The organism is Pseudomonas sp. ACM7, from assembly GCF_004136015.1.
In the GTDB taxonomy this organism is placed as follows: Bacteria; Pseudomonadota; Gammaproteobacteria; order Pseudomonadales; family Pseudomonadaceae; genus Aquipseudomonas; species Aquipseudomonas frigoris.
This window is the reverse complement of sequence record NZ_CP024866.1, coordinates 1,104,543-1,118,541: the sequence shown is the minus strand read 5'-3', so window position 1 is coordinate 1,118,541 and position 13,999 is coordinate 1,104,543. Positions and strand designations below refer to the sequence as shown.

The following is a 13,999-nucleotide window of genomic DNA, read 5'->3' as shown; positions in this document are numbered from 1 at the left end:
CCGGGCGGCGTTCCGACGATGGTCTTGAGACTTACACCAACTCCGCGGCCAACGCAGCCTTCACGGCTGGTCGATGATCAACCCGTGCCTGAAACCGCGCCAACGCCGGCCACTCATTCAAATCGATGGCAAACAGGTGCGCCCAGCGCAACACCGTAAACAAATACGCATCGGCAATGCTGAACCCGTCAGCCATCAAATAATCCTGGCGCTCCAGCGTCTGACACAACACCGCAAACCGCTTGAACAGTTTCTCCTTGATCAGCGCTTTCACCTCATCCGGGAACTGCGAACTGAACAGCCAGCCAAGCCCGCCATGAATCTCTGTCGAAATGAAATTCAGCCATTCCTGCAACCGCACTCGCTCGAGCGTCCCGCCCATCGGTGCCAGGTTCGCTTCGGGTCGCAGGTCTGCCAGGTATTGCAGGATCGCCGGGCCTTCGGTCAACACGTGTTCGTTGTCCAGTTGCAGTGCCGCGACGTAGCCCTTTGGATTGATGGCGAGGAAGTCCTCGCCGTTGGCGGTTCGCTTGCTGGTGTTGTCGACGCGGATCAATTCGAACGGCAGATCGAGTTCGCGCAGCACGATATGCGGCGCCAGCGAGCAGGCGTGTGGGGCGTAATACAACTTCATCGGCAGGGCTCTGGCTGGGGATTTGCGCCAGTGTCATAGTGCGCGGCACCTTCGTAAAATTAATCTTTCAGAAAACCGCCATAAGGAAAGCTACTGCCATGATGAATCTGATGAATCTGATGCACTGGCGAATGGTGGTGGCGGTGGCTGACACGGGCAACATTACCCGGGCTGCCGAGCGGGTCGGCATGACCCAGTCCGGTGCCAGCCAGGCCTTGGCATTGATTGAGGAAACCCTGGGCGTTCAACTGTTCAGTCGAGAGAATCGCCAGGCCTTGCCGACGGCAATCGGCCTGTCTGTGATCGAACACGCGAGAACCATGCTCGGTGCTCTGGAAACCATTCGCAGTACTGTCGATTCCACCAAAGACATTCAGCGCGGGACGATTCGCCTGGCCAGTTTCCCCATGGTGCTGGCGACTTTCCTGCCGCCGCTGCTGCGTCAGTTCAATCGGCTTTATTCCGGCATTCAGGTGGTCGCGCTGGAGGTCAGCGACGATGAAGTGGAAACACTGCTCGGTGCCGGGCTGGTGGATGTCGGCGTGGTGTTGAACCCGGCGCCCGAGCGCAATGCCGGTCGCCTGGGACGTGATGCCTGGATGGCGGTGGTGCCTGGCGGCCATCCTTTGGCTCGCCGTTCGAATGAAGAAGGCGTCTCTCTGGCTGAGTTGGCGGAACAACCTTTTGTACTGGCCACGGGCGGTTGTTCGACCAACGCTCGTAGCCTGGCGGAGGATGCCGGGCTGCAACTGCTTGATGTGCGGGTCGAGGTCCGTGAATGGAGCAGTGCGTTCACCCTGGTGCGGGAAAACATCGGCGTGACGCTGGTGCCGGAGATGACGCTGCCGAGCCAACTTCAGGGGCTGCGCGTGGTGCCGGTGACTCCGCGTATCGATCGAGAGTTTGCTTTGGTGGCCGCTGCGAACAAGCCACCCTCGGCGGCAGTGCAGGCGTTGATGAGTCTGCTTGCCGAGAAATGACGCATACCGAAGCTGAACCGATTTTGTCCTCAATACTGGCCGACTAGTGGCCTTGCTTACCTGACTCGCCAGTCTATGCTGAATCGTAACTAACTATGTCGACCGCCATGTGAAGGCCGTCATACACGTTAAAAGCGTGCGCAACCCAAGGCACCGACTCTGAACAACACGGAGCTGTCCGGTCAATGGAATGTCTTATCAGAACGTTAGGGCTGGCCCGGTTTCGGGCTATCAAGAGAAGGATGTCTTGATAAGAGCGTTGCTGCATGGACTCTCCGATTAAACATCATTGATCACCTGACCAAGTCCTTCCTGTGGAGGGATGCGTGTGCCTGTTCCTTGGAACGTAGTGGTGGAGCTGTTGAAAGACCAAAGAACTTTCATCAAACAAAAGACCGCGCTGAAGGTGATACGACTATGTTTAACCGACGTCACAAGACCGACCTGCTGGAAATCGAACGATTCAGTTGCGCGCTGACCGAGGCTAACGCGAAGTTGGCCGCAGTCAGCCGCTCGATGGCGATGATTGAGTTCACCCCCGAAGGCATCGTGCTCGATGCCAACGACAACTTTTGCAGTGCCATGGGTTACAGCGCCGAAGAAGTGCGCGGTAAGCATCACCGGATCTTTTGCGAAGAAGCGTTTTATCGAAGCGAAGCCTACGCCAAGTTGTGGCGTGACCTGGCCCGTGGCGAACCGGTGAGCGGGAACTTTTTACGCTTGAACAAGAGCGGCAAGGAGATCTGGCTCGAAGCCAGCTATATGCCGGTGTTCGGCGCTGATCGTCAGGTTCGGAGTGTGATCAAAGTCGCCACTGATATCTCAGCCAGGACCTATAAGGAACACGAAAGCGAGAGCATGCTCGCGGCGATCGGTCGTTCCATGGCCGTGATCGAATTCACCCCGGATGGCAAAGTCATCACGGCCAACGACAACTTCTTGAAGACGATGCATTACTCGCTCAACGAAGTGGTTGGCCAACACCACAGCCTGTTTTGTCATCGCGCCGAAGCCGAATCTCAGGCCTACAAAGCGTTCTGGGCCTCGCTCAATCGCGGCGAATATCACTCGCACCGTTTCGAGCGCAAAGATAAGCACGGTCATACGGTTTTCCTGGAGGCCTCCTACAACCCGCTGTTCGACACCAAGGGTCGATTGTACAAAGTGGTTAAGTTCGCCAGCGACATCACCCAGCAAGTCACCACCCTGCAAACCGCCGCGGAGTCGGCCCACAGCACCTCGGTTCAAAACGACGCCTGTGCGCAGAAAGGTTCTCAGGTGGTTCAGCAAACGGTGCAGATCATCCAGGACATTTCCCGCGACCTCAACGAAGCGGCGCTGAGCATCGACGCGGTGAGCAAACAGTCCGACATCATCGGCACCATCGTTCAGACCATTCGCGGTATTGCCGATCAGACCAACCTGCTGGCGCTCAACGCCGCGATCGAAGCGGCCCGGGCCGGGGAACACGGGCGCGGGTTCGCGGTAGTCGCCGATGAAGTTCGCAGCCTTGCGGCACGAACGAGCCAGGCAACGCTGGAGATCGTTGAAGTGGTGCGCAAGAACCACGATTTGTCATTGAGTGCGGTGTCGAGCATGCAGTCTAGTTTGAGTCGAACCGGATTAGGCGTGGAACTGGCGAACGAGGCGGGGGAGGTGATTCTGGAGATACAGCAAGGATCGCGGCATGTGGTGGATGCGATCAGTCAGTTTAATTCGACGTTGCAGATAAGTTGATAGCGGCACATTGAAAAGGGTCCCTCGAAGGGTAATGTCGATCAGTTAAGCCAAAACGCGATCCGTAGCAGCTGGCGAAGCCTGCGTTCGGCTGCGCAGCAGTCGTGAAATCAGACGATGCGGTGTTTCAGGAAGACCGCAAACTCAGGTTTTACGACTGCTACGCAGCCGAACGCAGGCTTCGCCAGCTGCTACGGATTGTGTCGTTCCTTAACTGACTGGCATTGCCCTCGAAGGGACCCTCTTTTATTGATTTCCGCACTTTTAAAGCGAAGCGAGGAACTTGTCGACCACCTGGCTGCTGCCTTTTTCGCTGCTGCTGTTTTCCTTCTCGGCCTGCGCCAGTTTGATCTTGTCTTGCATGCGCTCGGCAATCTCTTTACCGATCGCCAGTTGTTTTTCCGGTGGCATGGTTTTCAAGTCATCTTCCGTCAACCCCATCTCTTGCAAAATACTGTCGCGCAACCGCTGCTCCGGTGTTTTGCTCATGTACTCCTTGAAGGCGTCCGTGGCTGTTTCAACATCGGCGGGTAGGTGGGCGGACGAGGCTTGCAGTCCCACGCGGGTTTTGGCGAACGCTTCATCGACGTTATCGCTGATCCGGGTTGCTTCGCTGACTTGTTGGGTAGCGATTTGGGTGGCTGAGTCCTGGACCTGCTTAGTGGTCTGCGCGGTTTGCGCTTGCACATTGTGTTGCAGGGCTTGTGTCATGGCGGCTTGTAGGCCGCCCTGAAGTCCGGCGGCGGCGCCCGAGATCGGTTCGTCGCCGGGTCGCTTGGGGAGGGGCGTCACCAGGTTTTGTTTTGCACTGACCAACATGATGAATAGACCTTGTAGGTATTTGCGGTGCAGTACTTTCAGCAAATACTGTGCCTAATTAAAAACACTAACAAAATCAATTGATTGTTGTTTTACGGCTCAAGGGTGACCGAGGGGTTGAGGTCAACCTTTGCCGCCGGGCGGCTGAGGTCGACCGCTTGCTGCACCAGCCACTACGAATGTTTATTTTTTAGCGATTTGTAGCGCGGGAGCCGCTCAAGGCAGGCCGTTGCAGCCGTGTTTCAGGAATCCCGGGCGTTGTGCCAACCGTTGGAAATACTCGTCGATGGCCGGGTAGTCGGGGCGCTCCATCGGTGTCATCAGCCAGCGGTTGACCGACAGACCGATGACGATGTCCGCCAGCGTGAAGTGTGGCCCGGCGACATACGCTTTGGTGGCCGCGAGCTGATGCTCGAGGATGCCCATTTTCTGATTCCAGTTGTGTACACCGGCGGCAATGTGATGCGGGTCCTGGAACTCCGGATCTTTGCGCACCAACGCCGTGAACGCAAAGCTCCAGGAGGCATTGAGTTCAGTCGCTTGCCAATCCATCCACTGCTCCACCCGAGCGCGGGCCGCCGATTCGTGGGGTAGCAGATCGGTGTTGTGGTGTTTGCCGGCCAGATAGCGGCAGATGGTGTTGGACTCCCACAGCACGCCGGCCTCATCGATGATCACCGGTACCAGTGCGTTGGGATTGAGCCTGAGAAACTCCGGCGTGTGGGTCGACGCATAACCGCCGCCCCAGTCTTCACGTTCGTAGGCAACACCCAGTTCCTCACAGGTCCACAGGACTTTTCTGACGTTGATGGACGAGGCTTTACCCAGAATCTTCAGTGCATGTTCCATTGAGCTACTCCGTTAGCGATTCGACGCTTCAGGAATCTAACAGACATTCAGCGTTTTCAAACCGGATCCGGCAGCGCCGAAGTTGGCAAACCAAACGTGCGATCAAACAACCAGTTGAAGGCGAAGGTGTAGCACGGGATGAAAATGATCAGCGCCGCGTCCAGCAGAAAGGCTTGCACCAGGCTGATGTTCATCCACCAGGCGATCAACGGGATGAGGAACACTATCAAGGTTAGTTGAAAACCCACGGCATGGGCGATGCGCCGTTTAACGGTGCGGGCGCGCGAGGGCTGACGGCCTTCCCAGCGCTCGAACAGCGTGGTGTAGATGAAATTCCAAGTCACCGCGATGCTGGTAATGATCACTGCCAACGGGCCAGTGCTGCCGGGCGAGGTGCCGGACAACAAAGCCAGGCCCAGGGCCGAGAAGGTCATGCCGATGACCTCGTAAAGCGACACGTAGACCAGTTTTCGTTTAACGCCTTGCATGGGAATTTGCCTCTTTCTGCGAACTTGAAGCCAGGAGCACTGGCGAAGGCGGCGAAAGATAGCTTCAATAGAGCTGACAGAAAAAGTCAGTAGCTTTCAGTTTTATTGATAGGAAGAGGAATGAATTTCAACAGCGACAGCATCGAGTTGTTCCTCGCGGTGATCGAGCGCGGCTCGTTTTCCGCTGCCGCCCGGGCACTGGGTAAAGTGCCGTCGGCGGTGAGCATGGGCATCGCCAACCTGGAAGCCGAGCTCGGTTATCCACTGTTCGATCGCAGCCATCGCGAACCGGTGCCGACGGCGATGGCCAGCGCATTGGTGCCGCATGCGCGACTGATCGCCGAGCAGCTCAAACAGCTGCAAGTGCATGCGATCGAGTTGTCGCTGGGGCTGGAAAGCAAGTTGTCGATCGGGGTCGTGGCGGACATCGACAAGGGCAGCGTGATGGCGGCGATCAAGGTCATCGCCGAGCGTCATCCGCTACTGGACATCGAAATGCTCAGCGCACCGCAGGATGATGTGCTGGCGATGCTCCACAGCGGCCGGGTCAGCGTTTGCCTGGCGTTCGCCGGGCTGATCATGAACGTGCTGGAGCGGTTCCAGTTCGTTGGCACCGAACGGATGATCGCCACGCTGGCGGCGGACAATCCGCTGTTTCAGGGCAAGGATTTGTTCCTGGAAGACTTGGTCCACGTACGGCAAATCATCGTCGCCGGCCGCGACCTGCCGATCAGCGAAACCCGGCCACTGGTGGCCGAGTCTTACTGGCGCACCGACACCTTGGCCATGGCGCTGGAAATGGTCGAAACCGGATTGGGTTGGGGCAATTTTCCGCTGTCGGTGGTCCAGCCGATGCTTGATGCCGGAAGGCTCAAGCGTCTGAGTTTCCGCAACATTGAGAACGGGTTGGTGCTGCCGGTGCATGCGGTGTGGCTCAAGAGCCAGCCATTGCAGAAAGGGGCGTTGGCGTTTGTGGAATTGATGGGGCGTTGATCCAGTGTAGGAGCAAGCTCGCTCCCACAGTGGCTACGTACTCTCGCGCACCTTCAACTCAAACCCCATGTCCTGCACTGGTTTGGCCACCGTGTTGCCGGCCATCAACGTCAACATCTGCTCCGCTGCGCGCCGGCCGATGGCTTCTCGCGGGGTGCTGATGCTGCTCAGACGCGGGACCATGTGCGCCGAGGCCGGCAGGTCGTTGAAGCCGAGGATCGCCACTTGTTCGGGGATCTTGATCCCGCAGCGCATGGCTTCCAGCAGTGCGCCCTGGGCCAGGTCGTCGTTACCGAAGAAGATCGCGTCGACATCGGGATGAGTGGCGAGCAGTTGCAGGAACAGTTCGCCACCGAGGCCGACGGAGGAGGCGCGCGGGGTCAGCACTTCCAGGTCCGGGTCATACAAACCGGCCTTTTGCAGGGCTTTGCGGAAACCTTCGCCGCGCAGCAACGTGCGTTGATCGAGTTGCGCGCCGATATAGGCGAGGCGCTTGCGACCGCGTGACAGTAAATGTTCGGCCGCTGTTTCACCGGCGGCCAGTTGCGAGAAGCCCACGCAATTGAGCCCGGCGGCGCTGTCCAGTTCCATCATGTACACGCACGGAATGTTGCTGGCCTCGATCATCCGGCGCGAACTTTCGGTGCGGTCGAAACCGGTCAGCAGCAGACCGCGAGGCTGATACGCCATGTAATTGCGCAGCAGGTTTTCTTCTTCGTCACGTGAGTAGTGGAAGTTCCCGATCAGCACTTCGAAGCCTTTGGGGCGTAAAACCTGATGAATGGCTTCCAGCGTGTCGATGAACAATAAGTTGGACAGTGACGGCACCAATACCACCACCGAATGGCTCTGGGCCGAGGCTAACGCGCGGGCGGCAGGGTTGACCACGTAGTTGAGTTCAAGCGCCGCTTTCTGGACTTTTTCCACCAGTTCGGTGGCCACCGTGCTGACCCCGCGCAGGGCGCGAGAGGCGGTGATCGGGCTGACACCGGCCAGGCGTGCGACTTCGTTCAAAGTGGGGCGGCCAGTGGTGCGCGTATTTTTATCGTTTTTAGGGGAGATCATCGGACGGCTTGCCAAACAAAATTCGAGGCACTAAGGTAGCGCTGTCTCGACGCAGCTGCAAATGCGTGAGCGGGGTTTGCCTGATCCCCGTTTTTTGGCGTTGAGAACGAACATGCTGCAACCCACAAAAATGACAAGAAGGCGTCGGCAACTTCTGCTTTTGATTGGAGTGTCCTGTCTGTCAAAGGTAGCGCTGTCTGCGCGCTGAGGTGTTACATGAATCATCCCATCACCGCCCTGGTCATCATGGGCGTTGCCGGTTGCGGCAAGACTTGCGTCAGCGAGGCCTTGTGCCAACTCAGCGGCGCGACCGCCATTGAAGGCGACACTTTCCACCCTGCCGCCAATATCGAAAAGATGAGCGCAGGTATCCCCCTGAACGACGACGACCGCGCCGGCTGGCTCGACAGCTTGTGCGATGAATTGCGCCGCATCGACGCCAAGGGCGAACGCCCGGTGCTCACCTGCTCGGCCCTCAAACTCATTTACCGTGAACGTCTGCGCAGCGCCTTGCCGGGCCTGGGCTTCGTGTTCCTTGAACTGACCCCTGAAGTTGCCGCTGATCGTGTCTCTCATCGGCCGGGCCACTTCATGCCATCGACGTTGATCGACAGCCAGTTCGCCACCCTTGAATCGCCTGTTGGTGAGCCCCTGACCCTGGCTCTGGACGCGTCTAACCACAGCGTCGACCAATTGGCGAAGCAAGCTCATGACTGGTGGCAGGCTCATGGCCTGAAACACGCCGTATGAGTTTTGCCCGAAGAGATAGCGCTGTCCTGATGGCTTGCGAATTACCCGCTTTAATAACAACAACAACCAGGAGACACCCCTAATGTTTGGCATGTCCCACGAGACGTTCCTGCTGCTCGATGCAGTGGTCACGGTGATCGGGCTTATTGTCCTGATTACCAAATTCAAGCTGCATCCCTTCATTGCTCTGATTATTGCCGCCGCGTTTCTCGGGCTGACCTCCGGCATGCCGATCGGCACCATCATCAAGGCGTTCCAGGACGGCTTCGGTGGGGTGCTCGGTTTCGTCGGGATCATCCTCGCGCTGGGCACGATGCTCGGCAAAATGATGGCCGAGTCGGGCGGGGCGGATCAGATTGCCCAAACCCTGATTCGCGCGTTCGGCAAGGACAAGGTGCAGTGGGCGATGATGTTCGCCGCGTTCCTGGTCGGCATTCCGCTGTTTTTCGAAATCGGCTTCGTGCTGCTGATCCCGCTGGTGTTCATCGTCGCCCGGCGTACCGGCGTGTCGATCATCAAGATCGGTATCCCGCTGCTGGCCGGTCTGTCCGCCGTGCACGGTCTGGTTCCGCCGCACCCGGGCCCGTTGCTGGCCATCGGCGTGTTCGGTGCCGACATCGGTAAAACCATTCTCTACGGTCTGATCGTTGCGCTGCCGACGGCCATCATCGCCGGACCGATCTACGGCACGTTCATTGCCAAGTACATTCCGGGTCATCCTAACCAGGAACTGGTCGACCAACTGGCGCGCGAGCCAGAGGCAGCTGAGCTGCCGAGCTTCAGCATCACCCTGATCACCGTGCTGCTGCCGGTGTTCCTGATGTTGCTCAAGACCTTTGCCGACGTGGTGCTGCCGGAAGGCAATTTCTTCCGCTCGTTCATGGATCTGATCGGTCACCCGATTTCGGCGCTGCTGCTGGCGTTGCTGCTGTCGCTGTACACCTTCGGGCACCGTCAGGGCATGGGCTCCAGCAAAATTCTCAAGTTGCTCGACGCGAGCCTTGCGCCGACCGCCGCGATCATTCTGATCATCGGTGCCGGTGGTGGCTTCAAGCAGATGCTGGTGACCAGCGGCGTGGGTGATGTAATCGGCCACATGGCGGTGAACGCACAGATCTCGCCGATCCTGCTGGCCTGGCTGGTAGCAGCGGTGATCCGTATCGCGACCGGTTCGGCAACCGTAGCCACCATTACCGGCGCGGGCATCGTGGTGCCGGTGGTGGGGATGATTCCAGGTGTGAACCGTGAGCTGCTGGTACTGGCGACCGGTGCCGGTTCGTTGATCCTGTCTCACGTGAACGATGCGGGTTTCTGGCTGGTGAAGCAGTACTTCAACATGACCGTGGCGGAAACCTTCAAGACCTGGACCGCGATGGAAACCATCCTGTCCGTGGTGGGCCTGGGCTTCATCCTGCTGTTGTCGCTGTTCGTCTAAGTCACTGACACCGCAAAACCAAATGTGGGAGCGGGCTTGCTCGCGAAGGGGCCGTGTCAGACAACATCAATGTTGACTGACACACCGCATTCGCGAGCAAGCCCGCTCCCACAGTGTTATGTGCAGGGCGTCAAGATTTGCTAATTAGTCCATCCGCCCGGAACATCCCGCGAATCCCGCGTATGGCCTGACGAATCCGGTCCTGGTTTTCGATCAGCGCGAAGCGCACGTGATCATCCCCATACTCACCAAACCCTACGCCCGGCGAGACGCAAACCTTGGCCTCGGCCAGCAGTTTCTTGGCGAACTCCAGCGAGCCCAAGTGCGCATAAGCCTCGGGAATCTTCGCCCAGACATACATCGACGCTTTCGGATTCTCGACCATCCAGCCCAGTTCATGCAGGCCTTTGACCAGCACGTTGCGACGCTGCCGGTACTGCTCGGCGATGTCTTTGACGCACTGCTGATCGCCTTCCAGCGCCGCAATCGCCGCGACCTGCAGCGGGGTGAACGTGCCGTAGTCGTGATAACTCTTGATCCGCGCCAGGGCATTGACCAGTTCGGCATTGCCGACCATGAAACCGATGCGCCAGCCGGCCATGTTGTAGCTCTTGGACAGGGTGAAAAACTCCACCGCTATGTCCTTGGCGCCCGGCACTTGCATGATCGACGGGGCTTTCCAGCCGTCGTAGACGATGTCGGCGTAGGCCAGGTCGTGCACCACCAAAACGTCGTACTGCTTGGCGAGGGCGATCACCCGCTCGAAGAAATCCAGCTCCACGCATTGGGCGGTGGGGTTGGACGGGAAGCCGAGAATCATCATTTTCGGTTTCGGAATCGAGCCACGAATGGCGCTTTCCAGTTCGGCGAAGAAGTCCACGCCCGGAATCAACGGCACCGAGCGCACCTGGGCGCCGGCAATCACCGCGCCGTAGATGTGAATCGGGTAGCTCGGGTTCGGCACCAGAACGGTGTCGCCCTGGTCGAGGGTGGCCAGCATCAAATGTGCCAGGCCTTCCTTGGAACCGATGGTGACGATGGCTTCGCTTTCCGGGTCGATGTCGACCTCGTAGCGATCCTTGTACCAATTGGAAATCGCCCGGCGCAGACGCGGAATGCCCTTGGACGTCGAGTAACCGTGGGTGTCTTCGCGCTGGGCGACGGTGACGAGTTTTTCGACGATGTGCGGCGGTGTCGGGCCGTCGGGGTTGCCCATGCTGAAGTCGATGATGTCTTCGCCACGACGACGGGCGGCCATCTTCAGCTCGGCAGTGATGTTGAATACGTAAGGGGGGAGTCGATCTATGCGCGCAAAGCGGCGCGGCGAACCTGGGTTAGCCATTGTTGCCTCGGATAACGTGAGCGCCCGGAACCGTCCGAGCGACGCTGGTCACTGCGGTGACCTGTGGCGGAATGTAAGGGCTGATGTGGCAAACTGTCCAGAGACTATGTAAACAAATTTGTCCGAAGGAAATCGGTTGATGGAATTTACCAGTGGCTTCTTGCTGAGCCTTTCGCTGTGCCTGGACATCGGCGTGGCCAACATCGCGATGATCACGTTGGCGATGCAGCGTGGCTATTTTCAAGGCTTTGCGCTGGGTTTGGGGACGTGTGTCGGCGACCTGATCTACGCCGTGCTGGCCTTGGCCGGGATGACCGTTTTGCTGCAATACGAAAGCGTGCGCTGGGTGCTTTGGATCGGAGGTTCGGCGCTGTTGTTGTACTTCGCGGCAAAGATGATCTATTCGGCGATTCACCATGAGGCGGTACTGGCGCAGGCCGAAGACGTGGGTCAGAACTCCCATCGGCGCGAGTTTTTCCGCGGGATCTTCCTCGCCATGTCGTCTCCCAGCGCCATTCTCTGGTTCGCGGCGGTGGGCGGCACATTGATCGCTCGTTCCGGTGGCGGTGGCGCCCTTAGTTCGGCGCTGTTTCTCGGCGGATTTCTCTGCGCCGGGGTGCTCTGGTGCGTCGCTTTGTGCTTCGCCGCGAGTCACGGCGGCAAGTTGCTGGGCGACAAACTGCTGCGTTACTCCTACATGGCATCGGCGGCGATCTTCTGCTATTTCGCGGTCTACGTGATCCTATCGGGGTATAACGAGTTCGTCGGCGCAGGTGCCGTCGAGCAGTTGCACGCACTGTAACTGGGCGAATTCGGTTTGGGTTCTATACTCCCAGCCGAACCCACTTTTTTGTTCCAGGAGTTGAGTCATGGATGAGCAAACAGGCGTCGAAACGGCCAAGCCACGCTTCGAGCACGGGCACTTCCTGCTCATTGCAGGGCTTGGCGGCCGATTTACCACGGATACGACCAGTGGCATACCCGATCTCTGGGAGAAATTCATTCCCGAGATTGGCAAAATTCCCGGTCAAAAAAGCGAAGTGACCTACGGCATCTGTTGCAATCCGGATGGCAAGGGCGGATTTGAATACATTGCCGGCGTCGAAATCGACAAACTCGACGACCTGCCGGATAAATACCGTTGGGTCGAGGTCCAGCCTCAGCACTATGCCGTGTTCGAGCACAAGGGCTCTCTGGATATGTTGCCCCAGACGTTTCAGTACATCTGGAAAACCTGGCTGCCGCAGTCCGGTTATCAGGCGGCGGACGCCCCGGAATTCGAACGCTACAGCGAAGACTTCAACCCGAAGCTCAATACCGGCGTGCTGGAAATCTGGCTGCCGCTCAAGCCTTGACTCCATCAGGAGGCGGACTTGGCGTCCGCCTCCTGCTCGTTACTTGCCTTGCTTCATCCGTCGCGCCCGCAACAGGTCAATCGACAACGTGATGAAGCCAAATGTGCTGATGCCCAACAGCATAAGAAGTCCGATCTGAACGCTGCTCATGGTGTGTTCCCCCTATTGATGGCCAGAGACAGGACACATCAATAATCCGCACCGACGAGCAATGACAGCGCTTATACGCAGGCTTTACGGCACCTGCGGTGATCGATATGAACACCTTATTAATTTATGATCCCCAGCCTTCCTCTCGCTGATTTCGAGCTGCCATGAACACCGTCATCCGCCACGTCACACCTGCTGATCTGGACCGCTGCTACGCCATTGAAACCGTTGCCTACGAAGGCGACGAAGCCGCGACCCGCGAGAAAATCGCCACCCGCATCGCCACCTGGCCCGAAGGTTTCATCGTGGCCGAAGTCGATGGCGTTGTAGCCGGTTTCATCAATTCCGGTGCGGCGTTTCAGGTCGAGATGTCGGACGAGGCGTTCAAGGAACTGATCGGCCACGATCCGGCCGGCCCGCACGTGGTCATCATGTCGGTGGTGGTGCACCCGAATTATCAGGGGCAGGGCCTGGCGAAACGGTTGATGGGCGAATTCATCGAGCGGATGCGCGCGTTGAGCAAGACCCACATCTATCTGATGTGCAAGGAGCGGCACATCCCGCTGTATGCCGGGTTCGGCTTTGCCTACATCAAGCCTTCAGCGTCTGACCATGGCGGGATGGCTTGGTATGAGATGGTGTTGGAGTTGGGAAAAGAGCAAATGAGTTCTTGAGATAAGTTTTTTAATGGCCTAAATTCAGACCTTGTTGCATTGGCCATCCTGTTTGGGTGGTGAGCAGAGGAATGAATGATGCGAGTTGAAACTATCAGTTTTGTTAAAAAGAATGCGGCAGCGCTGGATCTTTCCGAGCCGATGCTCGTCACTCAGAATGGCGTTCCGGCTTATGTGATCGAGTCCTACGAGGAGCGTAAGCGGCGAGATGAGGCCATCGCGCTGATCAAACTTCTTTCGTTCTCCTCTCGCGACAAAGAGCAGGGAAAACTGATTTCTGGCGACACTTTGCTGGCCAGACTGGCGCAGCGGCGCCAATTGCAGCAAGACGATAACGATGCCTGAGGTCTTCAGGGTAGAGTTTGCGACCGCTGCGGAGCATGGGGTTATTTCGCTGGAGCACTATCTCACGCAGCAATGCGGTCGCAAAAAAGCGGCAGAGATGGTCGATCAACTGGTGATGCAGATCGTTACGGCGTTTAGCAGTCAGGCCCATGTTTACGGTATTTGCCAGGAAGCGGCGTCGCTTGGGGTGACTCATTTTCATGAGTACCTTCCTATGGGGCAGCGAGTTTTGTATGAGGTGTTCCCGAGTGAAAACCTTGTAGTGGTCGCTTTGGTTATCGGTCAGCATCAAAGTATCGAGAAGCAGTTGCTCGATTACTGCCTTCTCCTCTGACAGCTAGTCAAATCTCAAAAGGGTTGCCTCAAGGCAACCCTTTTTCGTG

At 57.9% G+C, this 13,999-nt stretch carries 16 protein-coding genes and 1 pseudogene; 11 read left to right on the top strand and 6 right to left on the bottom strand.

Features of this window, described 5'->3' with window-relative positions:
• Positions 1-31 precede the first annotated feature (31 nt).
• Positions 32-634 (bottom strand): glutathione transferase GstA, encoded by a 603-nt coding sequence (gene gstA, locus CUN63_RS05445; RefSeq protein ID WP_129437750.1) that lies wholly within the window; start codon positions 632-634, stop codon positions 32-34.
• 107 nt (positions 635-741) lie between these two features.
• On the opposite strand from gstA, the gene CUN63_RS05440 reads away from it, so the two are divergent.
• The 3 genes and pseudogenes from CUN63_RS05440 to CUN63_RS32650 all read left to right on the top strand — a co-directional run bounded on the left by CUN63_RS05440 (position 742) and on the right by CUN63_RS32650 (position 3,351).
• Positions 742-1,614 carry a LysR family transcriptional regulator gene (locus CUN63_RS05440; protein ID WP_129445060.1) on the top strand — a complete coding sequence of 291 codons (873 nt, stop codon included), beginning with the start codon at positions 742-744 and terminating at the stop codon, positions 1,612-1,614.
• A gap of 417 nt (positions 1,615-2,031) precedes the next feature.
• Positions 2,032-2,808, top strand: a pseudogene (locus CUN63_RS32655) (PAS domain-containing protein); the annotation flags it as partial.
• An 84-nt stretch (positions 2,809-2,892) separates the two neighbouring features.
• On the top strand, positions 2,893-3,351 hold the full coding sequence (locus CUN63_RS32650; RefSeq protein ID WP_371928226.1) for a methyl-accepting chemotaxis protein: 459 nt from the start codon (positions 2,893-2,895) through the stop codon (positions 3,349-3,351).
• Between the two features lie 264 nt (positions 3,352-3,615).
• Here the strand turns inward: CUN63_RS32650 and CUN63_RS05430 are convergent, their stop codons facing one another.
• From CUN63_RS05430 to CUN63_RS05420, 3 genes are all read right to left on the bottom strand, one after another.
• A complete protein-coding gene (locus CUN63_RS05430; protein ID WP_129437746.1) occupies positions 3,616-4,170 on the bottom strand; it encodes a hypothetical protein in 555 nt (184 codons plus the stop codon).
• A 216-nt stretch (positions 4,171-4,386) separates the two neighbouring features.
• Positions 4,387-5,019, bottom strand: a complete 633-nt coding sequence (locus CUN63_RS05425; RefSeq protein ID WP_129437744.1) for a glutathione S-transferase family protein — start codon at positions 5,017-5,019, stop codon at positions 4,387-4,389.
• A 56-nt stretch (positions 5,020-5,075) separates the two neighbouring features.
• A complete protein-coding gene (locus CUN63_RS05420) occupies positions 5,076-5,507 on the bottom strand; it encodes a PACE efflux transporter (RefSeq protein ID WP_129437742.1) in 432 nt (143 codons plus the stop codon).
• Between the two features lie 120 nt (positions 5,508-5,627).
• Here CUN63_RS05420 and CUN63_RS05415 point away from each other — a divergent pair, with 120 nt between their 5' ends.
• A complete protein-coding gene (locus CUN63_RS05415; RefSeq protein ID WP_129437740.1) occupies positions 5,628-6,500 on the top strand; it encodes a LysR family transcriptional regulator in 873 nt (290 codons plus the stop codon).
• A gap of 33 nt (positions 6,501-6,533) precedes the next feature.
• Here the strand turns inward: CUN63_RS05415 and CUN63_RS05410 are convergent, their stop codons facing one another.
• Positions 6,534-7,565 carry a LacI family DNA-binding transcriptional regulator gene (locus tag CUN63_RS05410; protein WP_129437738.1) on the bottom strand — a complete coding sequence of 344 codons (1,032 nt, stop codon included), beginning with the start codon at positions 7,563-7,565 and terminating at the stop codon, positions 6,534-6,536.
• A 216-nt stretch (positions 7,566-7,781) separates the two neighbouring features.
• Here CUN63_RS05410 and CUN63_RS05405 point away from each other — a divergent pair, with 216 nt between their 5' ends.
• Complete coding sequence (locus CUN63_RS05405) at positions 7,782-8,315, top strand: gluconokinase (RefSeq protein ID WP_129437736.1); 534 nt, start codon at positions 7,782-7,784, stop codon at positions 8,313-8,315.
• Between the two features lie 82 nt (positions 8,316-8,397).
• Positions 8,398-9,750 (top strand): GntP family permease, encoded by a 1,353-nt coding sequence (locus CUN63_RS05400; RefSeq protein ID WP_129437734.1) that lies wholly within the window; start codon positions 8,398-8,400, stop codon positions 9,748-9,750.
• Positions 9,751-9,880: 130 nt separating this feature from the next.
• On the opposite strand, the gene alaC is transcribed toward CUN63_RS05400, so the two are convergent.
• Positions 9,881-11,092, bottom strand: a complete 1,212-nt coding sequence (gene alaC / locus CUN63_RS05390; RefSeq protein WP_008151144.1) for an alanine transaminase — start codon at positions 11,090-11,092, stop codon at positions 9,881-9,883.
• A 139-nt stretch (positions 11,093-11,231) separates the two neighbouring features.
• Here alaC and CUN63_RS05385 point away from each other — a divergent pair, with 139 nt between their 5' ends.
• The 5 genes from CUN63_RS05385 to CUN63_RS05365 all read left to right on the top strand — a co-directional run bounded on the left by CUN63_RS05385 (position 11,232) and on the right by CUN63_RS05365 (position 13,950).
• Positions 11,232-11,894 carry a LysE family translocator gene (locus CUN63_RS05385; protein WP_129437732.1) on the top strand — a complete coding sequence of 221 codons (663 nt, stop codon included), beginning with the start codon at positions 11,232-11,234 and terminating at the stop codon, positions 11,892-11,894.
• A gap of 67 nt (positions 11,895-11,961) precedes the next feature.
• Positions 11,962-12,447, top strand: a complete 486-nt coding sequence (locus CUN63_RS05380; protein WP_129437730.1) for a GyrI-like domain-containing protein — start codon at positions 11,962-11,964, stop codon at positions 12,445-12,447.
• A gap of 314 nt (positions 12,448-12,761) precedes the next feature.
• Entirely contained in the window at positions 12,762-13,271 is a 510-nt protein-coding gene (locus CUN63_RS05375; protein ID WP_129437728.1) for a GNAT family N-acetyltransferase, read from the top strand.
• Positions 13,272-13,349: 78 nt separating this feature from the next.
• Complete coding sequence (locus tag CUN63_RS05370; protein ID WP_046049521.1) at positions 13,350-13,616, top strand: prevent-host-death protein; 267 nt, start codon at positions 13,350-13,352, stop codon at positions 13,614-13,616.
• Positions 13,609-13,950, top strand: a complete 342-nt coding sequence (locus tag CUN63_RS05365) for a hypothetical protein (RefSeq protein ID WP_129437726.1) — start codon at positions 13,609-13,611, stop codon at positions 13,948-13,950. Before CUN63_RS05370 ends, CUN63_RS05365 begins: the two co-directional genes overlap by 8 nt.
• The last annotated feature ends 49 nt before the right edge of the window (positions 13,951-13,999 follow it).

Bases quoted from the DNA above. Each gene is read 5' to 3' on its own strand.
- gstA (WP_129437750.1), bottom strand. From the start codon at position 634: ATGAAGTTGTATTACGCCCCACACGCCTGCTCGCTGGCGCCGCATATC.
- CUN63_RS05430 (WP_129437746.1), bottom strand. From the start codon at position 4,170: ATGTTGGTCAGTGCAAAACAAAACCTGGTGACGCCCCTCCCCAAGCGA.
- CUN63_RS05425 (WP_129437744.1), bottom strand. From the start codon at position 5,019: ATGGAACATGCACTGAAGATTCTGGGTAAAGCCTCGTCCATCAACGTC.
- CUN63_RS05420 (WP_129437742.1), bottom strand. From the start codon at position 5,507: ATGCAAGGCGTTAAACGAAAACTGGTCTACGTGTCGCTTTACGAGGTC.
- CUN63_RS05415 (WP_129437740.1), top strand. From the start codon at position 5,628: ATGAATTTCAACAGCGACAGCATCGAGTTGTTCCTCGCGGTGATCGAG.
- CUN63_RS05410 (WP_129437738.1), bottom strand. From the start codon at position 7,565: ATGATCTCCCCTAAAAACGATAAAAATACGCGCACCACTGGCCGCCCC.
- CUN63_RS05405 (WP_129437736.1), top strand. From the start codon at position 7,782: ATGAATCATCCCATCACCGCCCTGGTCATCATGGGCGTTGCCGGTTGC.
- CUN63_RS05400 (WP_129437734.1), top strand. From the start codon at position 8,398: ATGTTTGGCATGTCCCACGAGACGTTCCTGCTGCTCGATGCAGTGGTC.
- alaC (WP_008151144.1), bottom strand. From the start codon at position 11,092: ATGGCTAACCCAGGTTCGCCGCGCCGCTTTGCGCGCATAGATCGACTC.
- CUN63_RS05385 (WP_129437732.1), top strand. From the start codon at position 11,232: ATGGAATTTACCAGTGGCTTCTTGCTGAGCCTTTCGCTGTGCCTGGAC.
- CUN63_RS05380 (WP_129437730.1), top strand. From the start codon at position 11,962: ATGGATGAGCAAACAGGCGTCGAAACGGCCAAGCCACGCTTCGAGCAC.
- CUN63_RS05375 (WP_129437728.1), top strand. From the start codon at position 12,762: ATGAACACCGTCATCCGCCACGTCACACCTGCTGATCTGGACCGCTGC.
- CUN63_RS05370 (WP_046049521.1), top strand. From the start codon at position 13,350: ATGCGAGTTGAAACTATCAGTTTTGTTAAAAAGAATGCGGCAGCGCTG.
- CUN63_RS05365 (WP_129437726.1), top strand. From the start codon at position 13,609: ATGCCTGAGGTCTTCAGGGTAGAGTTTGCGACCGCTGCGGAGCATGGG.